The organism is Sphingomonas sp. 1F27F7B (genome assembly GCF_005503355.1).
Taxonomy (GTDB): domain Bacteria; phylum Pseudomonadota; class Alphaproteobacteria; order Sphingomonadales; family Sphingomonadaceae; genus Sphingomonas.
This window is the reverse complement of the sequence record NZ_SCMK01000009.1, coordinates 94,184-109,751: the sequence shown is the minus strand read 5'-3', so window position 1 is coordinate 109,751 and position 15,568 is coordinate 94,184. Positions and strand designations below refer to the sequence as shown.

Sequence of the window (15,568 nt, the reverse complement as noted above, 5' to 3'; positions counted from 1 at the left end):
ATAACAGAAATTCATCGGGCGAGTCCACGTTCGAGCCAGCGCGCCGCATCGTCGGGGCTGGCCTTGCCGCTGTCACGATCGACCATGTAATTGGCTTCGCGCATGCGCTCGACCGGGATCGCGCCGATCAACGGCTTGAGCGCGGCCTGGAAGCGCAGGTCGTTGGCGCGGGCGGGGGCGAGCAGCAGGATCGCGTCATAGCCGGGGATCGCGCCCTTCGGATCGGTCAATATGGCGAGCTTGTCCGCCGCGATCCTGCCGTCCGATGAGAAGGCGGGGATCACATCGGCCGTGCCGGAGGCGAGGGCGCGGTACATGAAGGTCGGCTGATAGGGGTGGGCGGACTTGAAGCTCAGGCCGTAGGCCTTCTTCACCGCTGCCCATTCGGGGCGTTCGAGGAATTCCACATCGGTGGCGAGGTTGAGGCTGCCCGCCACGGGCGCGAGATCGGCGATGCTGGCGATGCCGCGCTTCCTGGCGTCGTCCCCGCGCATGGCGAAGGCATAGGCGTTCTCGAAGCCGAGCGAGCCGAGCAGCGTCACGTGCCGGTCGCGGGCCCAATCCGTGACGCCGCGCACGATGGCGTCGCGCGGCGGCACGTCGCGGCGCTGCATCTGGTTGGTCCAGATCGTGCCCGAATAATCGACATAGACGTCGACATCGCCGCTCGCGAGCGCGCTGAACGCGACTGCCGAGCCCAGCCCCTCGCGGTAGCGGACCTTGTATCCCGCCGCTTCCAGACGGTGCCCGATCAGCCGGGCGAGGATATATTGCTCGGAAAAGCCCTTGGCGCCGATGGTGACGGTGCCGCGCGCCGCGGGCAGGGCGGGGATCAGCGCGATCGCCACGGCGACCAGCAGCGTGCCGAGGCTGCCCCAGATCAGGCCCCGCTTCCGCTGCGCGATGCCGTGCTCGGCGAGCCCCAGCAGCCCGTCCACCGCCAGCGCGAGTGCGGCGGCGGCGATGCAGCCGGTCAGCACCAGCGACCAGTTCTGCGTCTGCAGGCCGGCGAAGATCAGGTCGCCCAGGCTCGGCTGGCCGACCGTGGTGGAGAGCGTCGCCGCGCCGATCGTCCACACCGCGGCGGTGCGGATGCCGGCCATCAGCACCGGCAGCACCAGCGGCGCCTCGACCAGCCGCAGCTTCTGCGCCGCCGTCATCCCCACGCCGTCCGCCGCCTCGATCACCGCGGGATCGATGTTCGCCAGCCCGGTCACGCCGTTCCGCAGGATCGGCAGCAATGCGTAGAGCGACAGCGCCAGCAGCGAAGGCAGAAAGCCCAGCGCAGGAATGCCGCCCCCGACCAGGGCCGAGAGCGAGAGCAGGACCGGGTAGAAGAGCGCCAGCAACGCCAAGCTCGGAATGGTCTGGACCAGGCTGGCAAAGCCCAGCGCGATTCGCCCCACGATCCTGTTGCGTGCCGAGAACACCGCCAGCGGCAGCGCCACTACCAGTCCGAGCAGCAGCGCGGCCAGCGCCAGCAGCAGATGCTGCGCCAGCAGCTCGGGCACCCGGGCCAGTGCGTTCATTCCTCCAGCTCCGCCAGCCGGTGCGCCTGCGCGCGCGGCACGGCGACCAGCGCGTCCGCCACCGCGCCGCCCTTGCCGGCGAGCAGCTCGCGCGGCGTGGCATCGGCAACGATCCGGCCCTGCTCCATCACCAGCACCCGATCGGCGAGCAGCAGCGCCTCGGCCATGTCGTGCGTGACGAGGATCGTGGTGAGGCCCATCCGATCGTGCAGCGCGCGGATCGCCGTGCCAAGCCCGTCGCGGGTGACGGGATCGAGCGCGCCGAAGGGCTCGTCCATCAGCAATATGCCGGGCCCCGTCGCCAGCGCCCGCGCCACGCCGATGCGCTGGCGCTGGCCGCCCGAAAGCGCATCCGGCATGCGCCCGGCCATTTCGGGCGAAAGCTCGACCAGCTCCAGCAGCTCGCGAACCCGCTCGGCCGTGTCCTTCTCGCCTGCCAGCCGCAGCCCGATCGCGACATTCTCGGCGACGCGCATGTGCGGGAACAGCCCGACATTCTGGAAGACATAGCCGATCCGCCGCCGCAGCTCCGGCGCGGGGCCGGCGTCCACTGGTGCGTCGCCCACCAGCACCGCGCCCGTGCTCGGCTCGATCAGCCGGTTGACCATCTTGAGCAAGGTCGACTTGCCCGATCCCGAGGCCCCGACCAGCGCCACGAAGCTGCCCGCCGCCACGTCCAGCGACACGCCGTCCACGGCCCTCACACCCCCAGGCCAGACCTTGCTGACATTTTTGAAGGTAACGGAGCGGCTTTGCTCTGGCATCGCGGCGCTTTGTGCGGGATGAAATGCCAAAGGTCAAAGATGGAGGGTGAGGCAATGGCCAAGGCGGCATTCATCACGGGCGGCGCATCGGGTATCGGTCTCGCCGTCGCCAGGAGCCTGGCGGCGGACGGCTGGCTGGTCGGCCTGGCCGATGTCAACGCGGCGGGGCTGGAGGCGGCGAAGGCCGCGATCCCGGGCGCCGAGACCTATGCGATGGACGTGCGCGACCGCGATGCCTGGAGGGCCGCGCTCGCCGATTTCGCGGGCAAGAGCGGCGGCCGGCTCGACTTCCTGTTCAACAATGCCGGCATCGCGGTGGGCGGCCAGCTCGAGACCATGTCCGACGCTGACATCGACCGCGGCCTTTCGATCAACATCAACGGCGTCGTCAACGGCGCCCGCGCGGCGCACCCGCTGCTCAAGGCAACGCCCGGATCGGCGATGATCGTCACCAGCTCGGCCGCCGGCATCTCGGGCAATGCGGGCATGTCGATCTACAGCGCCGGCAAGTTCGCGATGCGCGGCTTCGCCGAGGCGCTCAATGCCGAATGGGGGCAGGAGGGCATCTATGTCGGCTCGCTGATGCCGAGCTTCATCGAGACGCCGCTGCTCAACCACGTCACCCAGGATTCGAACCGCAACGTGCGCGAATCGGTGCGCGCGGCCGGGCTGGAGATCACGCCGGTCGAGGAAGTGGTGAAGACCGTCCGCCACATGCTCGACATCCGCCGCGACGTGCACACCCGCGTGGGCAAGACCGCGCATCGCCTCTGGTTCATGGCGCGCTGGATGCCCGGCACGCTGCGCAAGCTCCAGCGCCGGGCGTTCAAGTGAGCGGACGGGAAGGGGGCGCTTCCCGGCGCCCGATCTTTCACCGCGACCGGATGGAATATTGGGCGTTCGTCGGGCAGATCGTCAGCGCGCTCGCGGTGGTGCTGTCGCTCGTGTTCGTCGGGATCCAGCTCTACGAGAGCAACCGCGTGGCGGCGCGCAGCGAAGCGAACGACACCCAGGCGCAATGGGCGTCCTTCCGCGCTTCGATCTACGGCTCGCGCGACATTGCCGAGATGTTCCGGGCGGGCATGGACGGCAGCCGGCCGCTCGACCCCGCCGACAAGCTGCGCTTCGACTATCTGATGCGCGAACATGGCTGGGCGACCTATCAGATCTGGGCCCGTGTCCAGGAAGGGCTGATGCCACGCGCGCATTACGAGCAGGGCCAGGGACTGGATTTCGTGCGGGTGATCTGCACGCCCGGCGGCGCGGCCGTCTGGACCCGGATCAAGGCCGAATTGCCCAGGCCCTATGCCGCCGACACCGACCGGCTGGCGGCGGACTATGCGCGCGCCAGCAAGCTGCGCTGCGGGGGCTAGGCCCGATCCCGCCGATTCGGCCGGATCGGCGCGCAGCGCGCAATCCTGTTACGTGCGCTGATCCCATTTCCGACTGGTCGAAGAGCGACCGGGCGGAAGTCCGGCCGGTCGAGCCAAGCAGGCGATCCGGCATTGCAAACCAAATGGCGACAGCCCCTAGAGCAGCGCGTCGATCGCCTGCGCCATCTGGATGTCGCGAGTGGAGAGCCCGTCCGCGTCATGCGTGGTCAGCAGGATGTCGACCTTGTTCCACACGTTCGACCATTCGGGATGATGGTCCGCCTTTTCCGCGAGCAGCGCCACGCGGGCCATGAAGCCGAACGCCTGGTTGAAGTCGGCGAACTCGAAGCGGCGGGTGATCGCGTCGCGCGCCGGATCCCAGGTCCAGTCCGGGAGCGCCGCGAGCGATTCCTCGCGAAGTCCATCCGTCAGACGCGCCACCATTCACTGCCTCCTTGCCGTAGCTCCGTTCCCCGGCCTATTCCCGGCGGCATGACCGGGCAAGCCCCAGACGCCGCCATGATCGAGGCGCTTGCCCGCGCCGCGCTCGCGCGTATCCCCGAGCCGTTTCAGCACCACCTTGCCGACATCGTACTGATGGTCGAGGATTTCGCCGATGACGAGACGCTCGACGCGATGGGCATCGAGGATCCGTTCGACCTGACCGGCCTGTATCGCGGCCGGCCGATGGGCGAGAAATCGGCCTGGGACGGGGTGACCATGCCCGACGAGATCCATCTCTATCGCCGCCCGCTGCTCGACGAATGGGTGCATACCGGGGTTACGCTCGAAGCGCTGATCACGCATGTGGTGGTGCACGAGGTCGGCCATCATTTCGGGCTTTCCGACGACGACATGCACGCGCTGGAAGATTCGGCCGAGTGAGCGCCCTGGCCCTTCGCGGCGTCGCGTGCCTGCGCGGGGGAAGGCTGTTGTTCGAGGGGCTCGACCTCGCGCTCGCCGCCGGCGAGGCCGCGCTCGTCACCGGTCCGAACGGTATCGGCAAATCGAGCCTGATCCGCATCGCCGCCGGCCTGCTCGCGCCCGCCGCGGGCCGAATCGAGCGGGAAGGCGCCTGCGCGCTGATGGCGGAGGCCGCCGCGCTCGACCCCGAGCTGCCGCTCCGCGCCGCGCTGGGCTTCTGGGCGGGGCTCGACGGCCGCCGCGACGCGATCGGTGCCGCGCTGGCGGCAGTGGATCTCGCCGATCTCGCCCCGGTTCCCGTCCGCATGCTCTCCACCGGACAGCGCCGCCGCGCCGCGCTGGCGCGGGTGGTGGCGAGCGCCGCGCCGATCTGGCTGCTCGACGAGCCGGCCAACGGGCTCGACGCCGCTTCGGTCGCCTTGCTCGAGGGCCTGATCGCCCGTCACCGGGCAGCCGGCGGCATCGCCCTGGTCGCGACGCATCTGCCGATCGCGCTTCCCGACGCCCGGGCGGTGCGCCTGTGAGCCCCTATGCCGCGATCGTCCGGCGCGAGCTGCGGCGTGCGTGGAGCACCGGCGGGATGGTGCTCCCCCTGGTCTTTTTCCTGCTGGTGGCGATCCTCTTTCCCTTTGCGATCGGCCCCGATCCGAAACTGCTCGGGCGTATCGCGCCAGGCGTGATCTGGGCGGCGGCACTGCTCGCGGCGCTGCTGCCGGTCGAGCGGCTGGTGTCGCCCGACCTGGAGAGCGGGGTGCTCGATCAGTTCGCGGTGCGCGGCCTGCCCGATGCCGGGGTGGCCGCCGCCAAGGTCGCCGGCCATTGGCTCGGTTTCGCGCCCGCCCTGCTCGCCGCGACGGTGATCGCCGCGGGGCTGCTCCAGCTTCCCGGCGCGGCGCTGGCACCCTTGCTGCTCGCGCTGCTGGCCGGCACGCCGGGGCTGGCGGCGCTGGGCGTCGCCACCGCGGCGCTGGTCGCGGGCCTGCGCGGCGCGGGCGCGCTGGCCGGTCTGGTGATGCTGCCCTTCGCCGTCCCGCTGCTGATCTTCGGCGCCACCGCCGATCAACCCGGCGCACTCAAGCTGCTCGGCGCAGTGAGCCTGGTGCTGGTGGCCGGCTGCCCGTTCGTGGCGGGTGCGGCGATCCGGATGGGGCGGAGCTGATGTTCGCCGAAGGCGATCGTCATGACCGGGCCGATTGGCCGCTACTTCAGAACGGTGCGGTCAACCTGTTCCACAGCCCCGAGATACTGGCCGATGCCTGTGCCGATCTGGCTGCGCTGGGCTATGCGCTGGCCGAGATATCCTGTCGCGACGGGAGCCCCGGCTTCGAGCGGCAATTCGCCGATCTGTTGCGCTGGCAAGATCAGTTTGGCTACCTGCCCTGGTCTGGCAATCTCGATGCATTGAACGACGCGATGGCCGGCTATCCCTTCGGATCGTCGGGCAAGAGCGCGCTGGTCCTTGACGGGTTTCATTTGATCGCGGACGCGGATCGGGATCGCGCGCATGCGCTGCTCGACATCTTCGAATCGGCGTCGCGCGACCATCTGCTCTTCGGCCATATCCTGGTCGTGCTCGTGCAGACCGACGATGCGACCTATGCCTGCCCGGGCATTGGCGGCCGAAGTGCCAATTGGAATGCGCGCGAGGCGGCACGCCGGCGCCGCTGAAGCCTAAGCCTCGGGCGGAAGCTCGTCGCCATACACCACCATCGCCGAACCCTCGGCCAGCGCCGTCGCGGCGGCGGCGCGCAGCACCGGGTCTTCGGTCGCGGCGGGATCGGCGACTTCCATGCCCTTTTCCAGGCGCACCAGCATCCAGCCCGCGCCGAGCGCGACTCCGGCGGCCTTGGGCTGGGCCTCCTCGAAGCTGTCGGCCGAAACATAGATCAGCATGGCATGGCGCGCGCCGGGCCGGCGGCCTTCGACGGCGTCGGCCACCGCAGTGGCGAGGAAGACCGACAGCCCCATCAGCGGCTCCAGCGCGCGAAGATCGCAGTCGGCAGCGCCAGCCCGCGCGCTTCCTCGCGAACCGCCAGCTCGCCGCATTCCACCTTGCCGGGCAGGTGCGCGACATGCTGGCGGAGCAGCTCGCCGATCGCCAGCGCCGACATGCGCACGGCATAGACGGTGAGGAACAGGAAGCGCGAATCCGCATCGAGCAGCTTCGCGGTGTCGGCGATCAGCCCGGGCAGGCCCTCCTCCAGCTTCCACACTTCGCCATTGGGGCCCCGGCCCCATTTGGGTGGATCGAGGATGATCCCGTCATAGCGCCGCCCGCGCCGCACCTCGCGCGCGGTGAACTTGGCGGCGTCGTCGATCATCCAGCGGATGGGCTTGTCCTCCATCCCCGACAGCGCGGCATTGGCCTTTCCTTCCGCGACCGACTTCTTCGAGGCATCGACATGGGTGACACGCGCGCCCTTCGCCGCCAGCGCCAGGCTGCCGACGCCGGTATAGCCGAACAGGTTCATGCATTCGGGGGCGTCCATCCCGTCGATCCGCGCGCGCATCCAGTGCCAGACCGGCGACATGTCCGGGAAGAAGGCGAGGTGGCGGAACGGCGTGTTCTGCGCGGTGAAGCGCACTTCCTCCCAGCTTAGCGGCCAGCCTTCGCGCGGCACCGGCCTGGTGAGGTTCCAGCGGCCGCCGCCATCCTCGTCCGAGCCGGGGATGAACTCGCCATGCGCGTCCCAATTGTCGGACGCGGGCGCCCACATCGCCTGGGGCTCGGGGCGGATGAAACGATATTTGCCGTAGCGCTCGAGCTTGCGGCCATGGCCGCTGTCGACGAGCCCGTAATCGGCCCAGGGCTCGCCGGTGAGAGTGATCAGGTCCATGGAAGGCGTCTTAGACGCGCAATCCTCTCTCGTCATCCGCCGCAAATCCCCTCCCGCCCGGGGAGGATCTACGCACGCGGTTTGGCGCGTTCGGCGATGTATTCGCGCACGGCCTCCAGCGTGCCCGGCAGCACGTCGTAGCGCTCCTGCCGGTCGAACAGATCGCCGACACGCGCGGGCAGCGACGGCCGCACGCCGGTGGCGCGCTCGACGGCGTCGGCGAACTTGGCCGGATGCGCCGTCGCCAGCGTGACGACCGGCACGTCGGCCGGCAGGTCCGCCCGTCGCGCGGCGGCGAGGCCGATCGCGCTGTGCGGGTCGATCACCTGCGCCGCTTCGGCCGAGGCCCAGCGCATCGTCGCGTTCATTGCGTCCGCATCGATCCGGTCGCTGGCGAACAGCTTCGCCGCGCCTTTCTGCTGCGCGTCGGTGAGGCGCATCGCCCGGGAAGCTTCGAAGCCGCGCATCTGCTCCGCCACGCTGGTGTCGGCAAGGTCGAACAGCAGCCGCTCGAAGTTCGAGCTCACCTGGATGTCCATGCTCGGCGCTGCCGTCGGGGTGACGCTGCCTGCCGAATAGTCGCCGCTGGAAAGCGCGCGATGAAGGATGTCGTTGACGTTGGTCGCGACGATCAGCCGCTCGACCGGCAGCCCCATCCGCGCCGCGACATAGCCGGCGAACACGTCGCCGAAATTGCCCGTCGGCACCGCGAAGGCGATGTTCTGCGCCGGGGCCCCCAGGCGGACCGCGGCGTAGAAATAATAGACCACCTGCGCCATCAATCGGGCCCAGTTGATCGAGTTGACTGCGCTGAGCCGGAAGCGGCCGGAAAATGCGGCGTCGTTGAACAGCGCCTTCACCATCGCCTGGGCATCGTCGAAGCTGCCTTCGATGGCGATGTTGTGGACGTTCGGCGCCAGCACCGTCGTCATCTGGCGGCGCTGCACGTCCGAGACCCGGCCCCTGGGATGCAGCATGAAGATGTCGACGCCGTGCCGCCCGGCGACTGCGTCGATCGCAGCGCTGCCGGTGTCGCCCGAAGTCGCGCCGACGATGGTCAGCGGCTCGCTGCTGCCGGTCAGGAACTTCTCGAAGAGCAGGCCGAGCAGCTGGAGCGCGACATCCTTGAAGGCCAGTGTCGGCCCGTGGAACAGCTCGAGCAGGAAATGGCGATGGTCGAGCTGGACCAGCGGCGTCACCGCCGCCTGGGCGAAGCGGCCATAGGCCTGCTCGCACAGCGTGCGCAGTTCATCCTCGCTCAGATCCTCGCCGGTGAAGGGCGCCATCACGCGGACGGCGGTCTCGACATAGGAGAGGCCCTTCAGCGCTTCGATATCCTCGCGGCTGAAGCGCGGCCAGCTCTGGGGAACGTACAGGCCGCCGTCGCTCGCCAGCCCGGCGAGAGTCACGTCGCGGAAGCCAAGCAGCGGCGCGCCGCCTCGGGTGCTCTGATATCGCATGCGGGTGGCGTTAGCGGGGTGCAATGCCGCAGGCAACAAAGCCGAGCTTTAGGGCGCCTTCGGCTTCCGCCGCCATTTGAGCGCCAGCACATAGATCACCGACGCCACCAGCGCGAACAGGAACCACTGCACCGCATAGGAGAGGTGGTTGTTCGGCACGCTCGAAAGGTCCGGCCTGGCCGTGGGCACCAGGCCGGGCGCGGCGGCTTCGGAGATCAGCATCAGATGCTTCGGCTCGCTGTCGAACAGTCCGGCGAGGAGCGGGCGGTGATCGGGGGCATGGGTGATCGTGCCCTTCACCTGGCCGCCCTTCCATATGGGGGCGAACTTGGGATCGCTGCTCACCCCCATGTCGATCAGCAGCGCCGGGCCTTCCGCGCCGGTGCGGCACCGGGCGATGTGGCGCCAGCCATTGGCGCCGCTCGCCGCGCGGCCGCCCTGGCTCTGCCAGCCCGTCACTTCGAGGCAGAAGGCGCTGGCGCGGCGGAACAGATTCTCGTCGCCCACCGGCAGGCGGGGAAAGGCCATTTCCGGCTTCTCGAAATTGGCGGCATAGCGTTCGAGCGCGACGAGCTTTTCGCTGCGGCGCGCGAGCTGCCACACGCCCAGAGCGATCATCGCGGCGACGGCGAGGGCGACGAGGAACGTCGGGACCAGGGGAAATCGCGGCATCATTCGCCCCGAACGCGCCCTTCGCCGGCGCGGTTGCGATATTCGAGCGCGAGCAACAGGCCCTTGGAAAAGCGCAGCGCCAGGATCACCAGCGCCGCCGTGAACGGAATCCAGAGCAGCGCATGGACCAGCAGGCCCGGCTGGAAGCGGAACTCCACCCATAGCGCCAGCGCAGTGACCAGCGCGCCGATGCCGAGGGTCAGGAACACGACCGGCCCGTCGCCGACGTTGAACCGCGTGAAGTCCAGCCCGCAGGCGCCGCAGCGCTCGGCAAAGCCCGCAAGGCTTCGAAACAGCGTGGGCGCGCCGCAGCAGGGGCAGGCACCCCTGGTCCCCGAAAGGATCGGGGGAGGTGGTACTGGACCGCCTCCCCCGGAAATGTCGTTCGCGCTGTCGGTCACGTCAGCCGTGGACCGGCGCGCCCCAGCCGCCCCAGACATAGATGGAGGCGAAGAGGAACAGCCACACCACGTCGACGAAGTGCCAGTACCAGGCCGCGGCCTCGAAACCGAAATGCTGCTTCGGCGTGAAGTCGCCCTTGTACGCGCGGACCAGGTTCACGAACAGGAAGATCGTGCCGACGATCACGTGGAAGCCGTGGAAGCCAGTCGCCATGAAGAAGGCGCCGCCATAGCTCGACCCGCCCTCGGATGCCGCCTTGAACGGGAAGGGCGCCTCGCTGTACTCATAGGCCTGCAGGCAGCTGAAGGTGAGGCCCAGCACCACGGTGAGCCACAGGCCCTTCAGCACGGTGTCGTTCTCGCCCACGCCGATCAGGCCCCAGAGACCCTTTTTCTCGCCGCCGCGCTCATTGTGGATCAGCCCATGATGCGCCCAGGTGACGGTGCAGCCCGAGAGCAGCAGGATCAGCGTGTTGAGCAGCGGGAATTTCCAGGCATCGAGCACTTCCATGCCCTTGGGCGGCCATTGCCCGCCGACCGCCTCGACGTGGCTGGGGAAGAGCGAGAAGTCGAACCAGGCCCAGAACCAGCCGACGAAGAACATCACTTCGGAAGCGATGAACAGGATCATGCCGTAGCGCAGATGGAGCTGCACGATCGGCGTGTGATCGCCGGCATGCGCTTCCTGGATCACCTTGCTCCACCAGCCGAACATGGTGATCGCCACCAGCGCCACGCCGGCGAAGAAGACGAGATAGGCACTCGGATAGCTGTGCATCACCATGATGCCGCCCGAAGCAAGCACCAGCGCCGCAAACGCGCCGAACAGCGGCCAGATGCTGGGTGGAAGGATATGGTACTGGTGATTCTTTGCCCCGGCCATCGAACTTCCCTGCTCCTATTTTGCAGCAAGCTTTACGGTGCGAAATCGCTTCCCGCAACAACCCTCGCGCACGCGCGGTTCGCGTGTCAGCGGGCCTGGGCCGCGGCTTCCTTCACTGCCGGCGATTCGGCGGGATAGAAGGTGTAGGAGAGCGTGATCTCCTGCACGTCGCGGGCGTCCGGATCGTCGAGGATCTTGGGGTCGACATAGAAGATCACCGGCATGCGCACCGTCTCGCCGGGCTTCAGCGTCTGCTGGGTGAAGCAGAAGCACTGGATCTTGGTGAAATATTTGCCGACGAACACCGGCGTGACGTTGAACGTCGCGGTGCCGGTCACTTCGTGATCCGAAGTGTTGGTGGCGGTGAAGAACGCCATGTCGCGCCCGCCGATGTCGATCGTGTCCGATCGCCGCTCGGGCTGGAACTTCCAGGGGATGCCCTTGGCGACATTGCTGTCGAAGGCGATGGTGATCTTCTGGCCGACGCTGCCCGGCGCGCGCACGCCGCGCTGGGTGGTGCCGTTGAGCCCGGTCGCCTCGCAGAACATGCGGTAGAGCGGCACGGCAGCAAAGCCGAGCCCGGTCATCGAGCACACGCCGATCCCGGCGAGGATCGCGACGCGCAGGTTCCGGCTCAGCCGGATCACCCCGTATGGCCCAGCTGGATCTTCACGATCGAGATGGCGAAGACGAGCACCACGAACAGGCCGAGCAGCACCGCCATCACGGTAGCGCGGCTGCGCTGGCGGGCGCGAATCAGCTCGGCCTCCTCGATCGGTGTCGCCGGAACATGGGGCGGGGCCTGGATCAGATCATCGGTCATGCGAACCACCTGTCGACGACGAGCGCGCCGAAAACAATGAACAGATAGAGGATCGAGAATTTGAACAGCCGCTTTTCCGGCACCATCGTGTCGTCGGGCTCGGAACGGCGGATCGCGACCTGCACCGCCATGGCGAGGAACAGGCCCGACATCACCGCTGCCGTGATCCCGTAGATCGCGCCGGTAAAGCCCAGCGGCCAGGGCGCCGCGGCGCACAGGATCATGGGCAGGGTGTAGAGGCCGATCTGGATCCGCGTCGATTTCTCGCCCGCCACCACCGGCAGCATCGGCACGCCGGCATTGGCGTAATCGGTCTTCACGAACAGCGCGAGCGCCCAGAAATGCGGCGGCGTCCACAGGAAGATCAGCGCGAACAGCAGCACCGGCATGGTGCTCACGTCGCCGGTCGCCGCCGCCCAGCCGATCATCGGCGGAAAGGCGCCCGCCGCGCCGCCGATCACGATGTTCTGCGGCGTGCGGCGCTTGAGCCAGATCGTGTAGACGAAGACGTAGAACAGGATCGAGGCGGCCAGGATGATCGTCGCGGCCAGGTTGATCGCGAAATACATCAGCGCCAGCGAGAAGCCCGCCAGTCCCACGCCGAAGTGCAGCGCCGACTGGCGGTCCATCCGTCCCGCCGGCAGCGGCCGCTTGGCGGTGCGCTTCATCTTGGCGTCGAGATCGGCCTCATACCATTGGTTGAGCGCCCCTGCCGCGCCGGCGCCCAGCGCGATGCACAGGATGGCGGTGAAGCCCAGCACCGGATGGATCGGCACGGGCGCGGCGAGCATGCCGCACAGCCCCGTGAAGACGACGAGGGTCATCACCCGCGGCTTGGTGAGGGCGAGGAAGTCGCGCCAGTCGGCGGGCAGGGTGACGGTGGCGGAAGCGGTGCTCATGGTCGTGCGTCGGCTATAGGCCCAGGCGTGCGCGGGGGGAAGTGGAGGCTTTGCCATAGAAGCGCCGCGGCACCGCGATCGCATCGCCCGGCTCCAGTCGCACGGCCTGATCGCCTGATCCGGCCGCGGCGCTTGTCCGGTGGGGCCTGAGACAGAAGCGCCCCGGGGATTCTCATGGGGTGCTGCTGTCTCGACTTTCCGATCCGGCCCGATAGTGGCCGTAGTCCTAGGCGGCAGGCGCCGCCGCTTACTGCTTCACCGCCTCCTCGAGCGGGATTGCGGGCTTGGGCGGCACGGGCGGCTTGCCGATCCAGGCAAGGCCGCGGGCAAGGTCGATCGTCACCACCCAGTTGCGCAGGAACGGCATGCCGAGATTGCCGTCCATGATCATGTCCGGCGTGAACGCATCCGGAGTCGTCGCGCGGATGTCGCCCAGCACTTCGAAATCGGCGGGCTGCTTGCCTTCCTGCTTCGGATCCATCCCCACCAGTTCGGCGACAGGCTGGGAGACGAGCACGGTGCCGCCATTGCCCGAATCGAGCTCGAACCAGAGCGTACCTTTCTTCGTCGGCACCGCCGTCGTCACCGCGAGCGCGCCGCCGTCGATCTCGCGTTTCAGCCGGATGCGCAGTGGGCGCATGCCTGCGACGCGCGCGGCGCGGCTGGCATCCGATTCGATCGTCGCGATGCCCGCCGCGAAATCGAAGGTCACGGTGCGCCCCTCGAACAGGTTCAGGCCGATGACGCCGTCGAGCGCGGCGTTGCGCGGTTCCGCGGCCATGTTGATCAGGCCCGTGATCGGCGGCCTGGCGGTGATGCCGCCCACCGTGATCGCGATGCTGTCGGCGCAGTGCGGCCCCTGGCTGCGATTGCCCATCATGTTGTAGCCGGTCAGGCGGCCCCAGGGGGTGCAGCCGGCCCGGGTGGCGGTCTCGCGCGAGACGAGCGTGATGCCGGCACCGGTATCGAGCAGATACAGTCCCTTCTTGCCGGCGATCTCGGCTTCCATTGCCCAGCGCGTGCGCCACGGCTTCATCTGGATCACCGCCTCGGGCGCGGCGGGCGGCGCGGTCTGCGCCTCGGCGGCGGGCATGGCGGCGAAGAGCAGCGCGAGCGCGCCCGGCAGGAACTTCATCTCGGATCTCCCAGAATTTTCCGGCGTTCGTTTTCCTTGCGCATCGCTTCGCTGCGATGAACCGCAAGGTTGCGCGCGATCAATGCCGACAATGGCGCGACGAAACCGGACGATACGGGAAGCCGCAACGAAAGCGCCCCGGGAGTCTCCTCCCGGGGCGCTTCGTGATTCAGCCTTTCGGCCGGGCTCAATGGTGATGCCCGTCCTCGATGACCGGCAGCGTCTCGAACTGGTGGAACGGCGGCGGGCTCGACAGCGTCCATTCGAGCGTCGTCGCGCCTTCGCCCCAGGGATTGCCCTCGGCCTTCCTGCCGGCGAACAGCGCCCACAGGATGTTGCCGAAGAAGATCAGCATCGAAACGGCCATGATGAAATAGCCGACCGTCGCGACATGGTTCCACAGCGCATAGGCATCCGGATAGTCCGGATAGCGGCGCGGCATGCCCTGCAGGCCCAGGAAGTGCATCGGGAAGAACAGGATGTTCACGCCGATGAAGAACATCCAGAAGTGCAGCTGGCCGAGCAGTTCGCTGTACATACGGCCCGACATCTTCGGGAACCAGTAGTAGAAACCGGCGAACAGCGAGAACACCGCGCCGAGCGACAGCACATAGTGGAAGTGCGCGACGACGTAGTAGGTATCCTGCATGTAATCGTCGACGCCGCCGTTCGCGAGCACGACGCCGGTCACGCCGCCGACGGTGAACATGAAGATGAAGCCGATCGCCCAGACCATCGGGGTCTTGAAGCTGATCGAGCCGCCCCACATCGTGGCGATCCACGAGAAGATCTTCACGCCGGTCGGCACCGCGATCACCATGGTCGCGGCAGTGAAGTACATCTTCACGGTGACGCTCATGCCGGTGGTGAACATGTGGTGCGCCCACACGACGAAGCCGACCAGGCCGATTGCGACCATGGCATAGGCCATGCCCAGGTAACCGAACACCGGCTTGCGGCTGAAGGTGGCGATGATCTGGCTGACGATGCCGAAGCCCGGCAGGATCATGATGTACACTTCGGGGTGGCCGAAGAACCAGAACAGGTGCTGGTAGAGGATCGGGTCGCCGCCATATTGCGGATCGTAGAAGGCGGTGCCGAAGTTGCGGTCGGTCAGCAGCATGGTGATCGCGGCGGCGAGCACCGGCAGCGCCAGCAGCAGCAGGAAGGCGGTGATCAGCACCGACCAGACGAACAGCGGCATCTTGTGCAGGGTCATGCCCGGCGCGCGCATGTTGAAGATGGTGGTGATGAAGTTGATCGCGCCCAGGATCGAGCTGGCGCCCGCCAGGTGGAGCGACAGGATCGCCATGTCGACCGACGGCCCGGGCTCGCCATAAGTGGAGAGCGGGGCGTAGACGGTCCAGCCGGTGCCGGCGCCGATGCCGACGAAGGGCGAGGCGAGCAGCAGCAGGAAGGCCGGGATCAGCAGCCAGAACGAGATGTTGTTCATGCGCGGGAACGCCATGTCCGGCGCGCCGATCATGATGGGCACGAACCAGTTGCCGAAGCCGCCGATCATCGCCGGCATGACCATGAAGAACACCATGATCAGGCCATGCGCGGTGATCAGCACGTTCCAGAAGTGCATGGCGTCGTCGAACGTGCCGTGCCCGTGCAGCATGCCGAGCCAGGTCGGCAGATACTGGATGCCCGGCTCGGCGAGCTCCATGCGCATCAGGCCCGAGATGAAGCCGCCGATGATGCCGGCGACGATCGCGAAGATCAGGTAGAGCGTGCCGATGTCCTTGTGGTTCGTCGACATGAACCAGCGGGCGAAGAAGCCCGGCTTGTGATCGGCATCATGGTGGTCATGCGCATGCCCATGGTCGTGATCATGCGCGTGGAGGGCGATATCGGTCATGGTC

The 15,568-nt window shown here is 67.9% G+C and carries 20 protein-coding genes; 6 read left to right on the top strand and 14 right to left on the bottom strand.

Annotated elements, in window-relative coordinates; all coding sequences use genetic code 11:
• Nucleotides 1-11: 11 nt before the first annotated feature.
• Complete coding sequence (locus FFS08_RS10605; protein WP_137861683.1) at nucleotides 12-1,529, bottom strand: ABC transporter permease/substrate-binding protein; 1,518 nt, start codon at nucleotides 1,527-1,529, stop codon at nucleotides 12-14.
• Nucleotides 1,526-2,293, bottom strand: coding sequence for an ATP-binding cassette domain-containing protein (locus FFS08_RS10600; RefSeq protein ID WP_137861682.1), 768 nt, complete (start codon nucleotides 2,291-2,293; stop codon nucleotides 1,526-1,528). Before FFS08_RS10600 ends, FFS08_RS10605 begins: the two co-directional genes overlap by 4 nt.
• A 54-nt stretch (nucleotides 2,294-2,347) precedes the next feature.
• Between FFS08_RS10600 and FFS08_RS10595 the strand changes: the two genes are divergently transcribed.
• Nucleotides 2,348-3,127 (top strand): SDR family oxidoreductase, encoded by a 780-nt coding sequence (locus FFS08_RS10595; protein ID WP_137861681.1) that lies wholly within the window; start codon nucleotides 2,348-2,350, stop codon nucleotides 3,125-3,127.
• Nucleotides 3,124-3,666, top strand: coding sequence for a hypothetical protein (locus tag FFS08_RS10590; RefSeq protein WP_137861680.1), 543 nt, complete (start codon nucleotides 3,124-3,126; stop codon nucleotides 3,664-3,666). Before FFS08_RS10595 ends, FFS08_RS10590 begins: the two co-directional genes overlap by 4 nt.
• Before the next feature lie 156 nt (nucleotides 3,667-3,822).
• Here FFS08_RS10590 and FFS08_RS10585 read toward each other — a convergent pair whose 3' ends face one another.
• The gene (locus FFS08_RS10585) at nucleotides 3,823-4,110 is read right to left on the bottom strand and encodes a 4a-hydroxytetrahydrobiopterin dehydratase (RefSeq protein ID WP_137861679.1); all 288 of its coding nucleotides are present in this window, start codon (nucleotides 4,108-4,110) and stop codon (nucleotides 3,823-3,825) included.
• A 48-nt stretch (nucleotides 4,111-4,158) separates the two neighbouring features.
• On the opposite strand from FFS08_RS10585, the gene FFS08_RS10580 reads away from it, so the two are divergent.
• The 4 genes from FFS08_RS10580 to FFS08_RS10565 are packed head-to-tail and all read left to right on the top strand — an operon-like array spanning nucleotide 4,159 to nucleotide 6,258.
• Nucleotides 4,159-4,551: a metallopeptidase family protein gene (locus tag FFS08_RS10580; protein WP_137861678.1), complete on the top strand. Its 393-nt coding sequence runs from the start codon at nucleotides 4,159-4,161 to the stop codon at nucleotides 4,549-4,551.
• Nucleotides 4,548-5,114: a heme ABC exporter ATP-binding protein CcmA gene (ccmA, locus tag FFS08_RS10575; protein ID WP_171012554.1), complete on the top strand. Its 567-nt coding sequence runs from the start codon at nucleotides 4,548-4,550 to the stop codon at nucleotides 5,112-5,114. Before FFS08_RS10580 ends, ccmA begins: the two co-directional genes overlap by 4 nt.
• Nucleotides 5,111-5,749 (top strand): heme exporter protein CcmB, encoded by a 639-nt coding sequence (locus tag FFS08_RS10570; RefSeq protein ID WP_137861676.1) that lies wholly within the window; start codon nucleotides 5,111-5,113, stop codon nucleotides 5,747-5,749. Before ccmA ends, FFS08_RS10570 begins: the two co-directional genes overlap by 4 nt.
• Nucleotides 5,749-6,258, top strand: a complete 510-nt coding sequence (locus FFS08_RS10565; RefSeq protein WP_137861675.1) for a barstar family protein — start codon at nucleotides 5,749-5,751, stop codon at nucleotides 6,256-6,258. Before FFS08_RS10570 ends, FFS08_RS10565 begins: the two co-directional genes overlap by 1 nt.
• Before the next feature lie 3 nt (nucleotides 6,259-6,261).
• On the opposite strand, the gene FFS08_RS10560 is transcribed toward FFS08_RS10565, so the two are convergent.
• The 11 genes from FFS08_RS10560 to ctaD form a co-directional block, all read right to left on the bottom strand.
• On the bottom strand, nucleotides 6,262-6,558 hold the full coding sequence (locus FFS08_RS10560; protein ID WP_137861674.1) for a hypothetical protein: 297 nt from the start codon (nucleotides 6,556-6,558) through the stop codon (nucleotides 6,262-6,264).
• Nucleotides 6,558-7,427, bottom strand: a complete 870-nt coding sequence (locus FFS08_RS10555) for a class I SAM-dependent rRNA methyltransferase (protein ID WP_137861673.1) — start codon at nucleotides 7,425-7,427, stop codon at nucleotides 6,558-6,560. Before FFS08_RS10555 ends, FFS08_RS10560 begins: the two co-directional genes overlap by 1 nt.
• 68 nt (nucleotides 7,428-7,495) lie before the next feature.
• Nucleotides 7,496-8,887 (bottom strand): threonine synthase, encoded by a 1,392-nt coding sequence (gene thrC / locus FFS08_RS10550; protein ID WP_137861672.1) that lies wholly within the window; start codon nucleotides 8,885-8,887, stop codon nucleotides 7,496-7,498.
• A 48-nt stretch (nucleotides 8,888-8,935) separates the two neighbouring features.
• Nucleotides 8,936-9,559 carry an SURF1 family protein gene (locus tag FFS08_RS10545; protein WP_137861671.1) on the bottom strand — a complete coding sequence of 208 codons (624 nt, stop codon included), beginning with the start codon at nucleotides 9,557-9,559 and terminating at the stop codon, nucleotides 8,936-8,938.
• Nucleotides 9,559-9,999, bottom strand: coding sequence for a DUF983 domain-containing protein (locus FFS08_RS10540; protein ID WP_137861670.1), 441 nt, complete (start codon nucleotides 9,997-9,999; stop codon nucleotides 9,559-9,561). Before FFS08_RS10540 ends, FFS08_RS10545 begins: the two co-directional genes overlap by 1 nt.
• Nucleotides 9,962-10,843, bottom strand: coding sequence for a cytochrome c oxidase subunit 3 (locus tag FFS08_RS10535; protein ID WP_137861669.1), 882 nt, complete (start codon nucleotides 10,841-10,843; stop codon nucleotides 9,962-9,964). Before FFS08_RS10535 ends, FFS08_RS10540 begins: the two co-directional genes overlap by 38 nt.
• A gap of 86 nt (nucleotides 10,844-10,929) precedes the next feature.
• Nucleotides 10,930-11,487 carry a cytochrome c oxidase assembly protein gene (locus FFS08_RS10530; protein ID WP_137861778.1) on the bottom strand — a complete coding sequence of 186 codons (558 nt, stop codon included), beginning with the start codon at nucleotides 11,485-11,487 and terminating at the stop codon, nucleotides 10,930-10,932.
• Complete coding sequence (locus tag FFS08_RS10525) at nucleotides 11,487-11,666, bottom strand: cytochrome c oxidase system small membrane protein (RefSeq protein WP_137861668.1); 180 nt, start codon at nucleotides 11,664-11,666, stop codon at nucleotides 11,487-11,489. The genes FFS08_RS10530 and FFS08_RS10525 overlap by 1 nt, the downstream gene beginning before the upstream one ends.
• Nucleotides 11,663-12,565 (bottom strand): heme o synthase, encoded by a 903-nt coding sequence (locus FFS08_RS10520; RefSeq protein WP_137861667.1) that lies wholly within the window; start codon nucleotides 12,563-12,565, stop codon nucleotides 11,663-11,665. Before FFS08_RS10520 ends, FFS08_RS10525 begins: the two co-directional genes overlap by 4 nt.
• Before the next feature lie 247 nt (nucleotides 12,566-12,812).
• Nucleotides 12,813-13,700, bottom strand: coding sequence for an aspartyl protease family protein (locus FFS08_RS10515; protein ID WP_137861666.1), 888 nt, complete (start codon nucleotides 13,698-13,700; stop codon nucleotides 12,813-12,815).
• A 187-nt stretch (nucleotides 13,701-13,887) separates the two neighbouring features.
• Nucleotides 13,888-15,564: a cytochrome c oxidase subunit I gene (gene ctaD / locus FFS08_RS10510; RefSeq protein ID WP_137861665.1), complete on the bottom strand. Its 1,677-nt coding sequence runs from the start codon at nucleotides 15,562-15,564 to the stop codon at nucleotides 13,888-13,890.
• Nucleotides 15,565-15,568 lie beyond the last annotated feature (4 nt).

Coding starts and splice junctions, on each gene's coding strand:
- FFS08_RS10545 (WP_137861671.1), bottom strand. CDS start 9,559: ATGCCGCGATTTCCCCTGGTCCCGACGTTCCTCGTCGCCCTCGCCGTC.
- ctaD (WP_137861665.1), bottom strand. CDS start 15,564: ATGACCGATATCGCCCTCCACGCGCATGATCACGACCATGGGCATGCG.
- FFS08_RS10525 (WP_137861668.1), bottom strand. CDS start 11,666: ATGACCGATGATCTGATCCAGGCCCCGCCCCATGTTCCGGCGACACCG.
- FFS08_RS10605 (WP_137861683.1), bottom strand. CDS start 1,529: ATGAACGCACTGGCCCGGGTGCCCGAGCTGCTGGCGCAGCATCTGCTG.
- FFS08_RS10595 (WP_137861681.1), top strand. CDS start 2,348: ATGGCCAAGGCGGCATTCATCACGGGCGGCGCATCGGGTATCGGTCTC.
- FFS08_RS10520 (WP_137861667.1), bottom strand. CDS start 12,565: ATGAGCACCGCTTCCGCCACCGTCACCCTGCCCGCCGACTGGCGCGAC.
- thrC (WP_137861672.1), bottom strand. CDS start 8,887: ATGCGATATCAGAGCACCCGAGGCGGCGCGCCGCTGCTTGGCTTCCGC.
- FFS08_RS10600 (WP_137861682.1), bottom strand. CDS start 2,293: ATGCCAGAGCAAAGCCGCTCCGTTACCTTCAAAAATGTCAGCAAGGTC.
- FFS08_RS10565 (WP_137861675.1), top strand. CDS start 5,749: ATGTTCGCCGAAGGCGATCGTCATGACCGGGCCGATTGGCCGCTACTT.
- FFS08_RS10560 (WP_137861674.1), bottom strand. CDS start 6,558: ATGGGGCTGTCGGTCTTCCTCGCCACTGCGGTGGCCGACGCCGTCGAA.
- FFS08_RS10555 (WP_137861673.1), bottom strand. CDS start 7,427: ATGGACCTGATCACTCTCACCGGCGAGCCCTGGGCCGATTACGGGCTC.
- FFS08_RS10535 (WP_137861669.1), bottom strand. CDS start 10,843: ATGGCCGGGGCAAAGAATCACCAGTACCATATCCTTCCACCCAGCATC.
- FFS08_RS10515 (WP_137861666.1), bottom strand. CDS start 13,700: ATGAAGTTCCTGCCGGGCGCGCTCGCGCTGCTCTTCGCCGCCATGCCC.
- FFS08_RS10585 (WP_137861679.1), bottom strand. CDS start 4,110: ATGGTGGCGCGTCTGACGGATGGACTTCGCGAGGAATCGCTCGCGGCG.
- FFS08_RS10580 (WP_137861678.1), top strand. CDS start 4,159: ATGACCGGGCAAGCCCCAGACGCCGCCATGATCGAGGCGCTTGCCCGC.
- FFS08_RS10540 (WP_137861670.1), bottom strand. CDS start 9,999: ATGTCTGGGGCGGCTGGGGCGCGCCGGTCCACGGCTGACGTGACCGAC.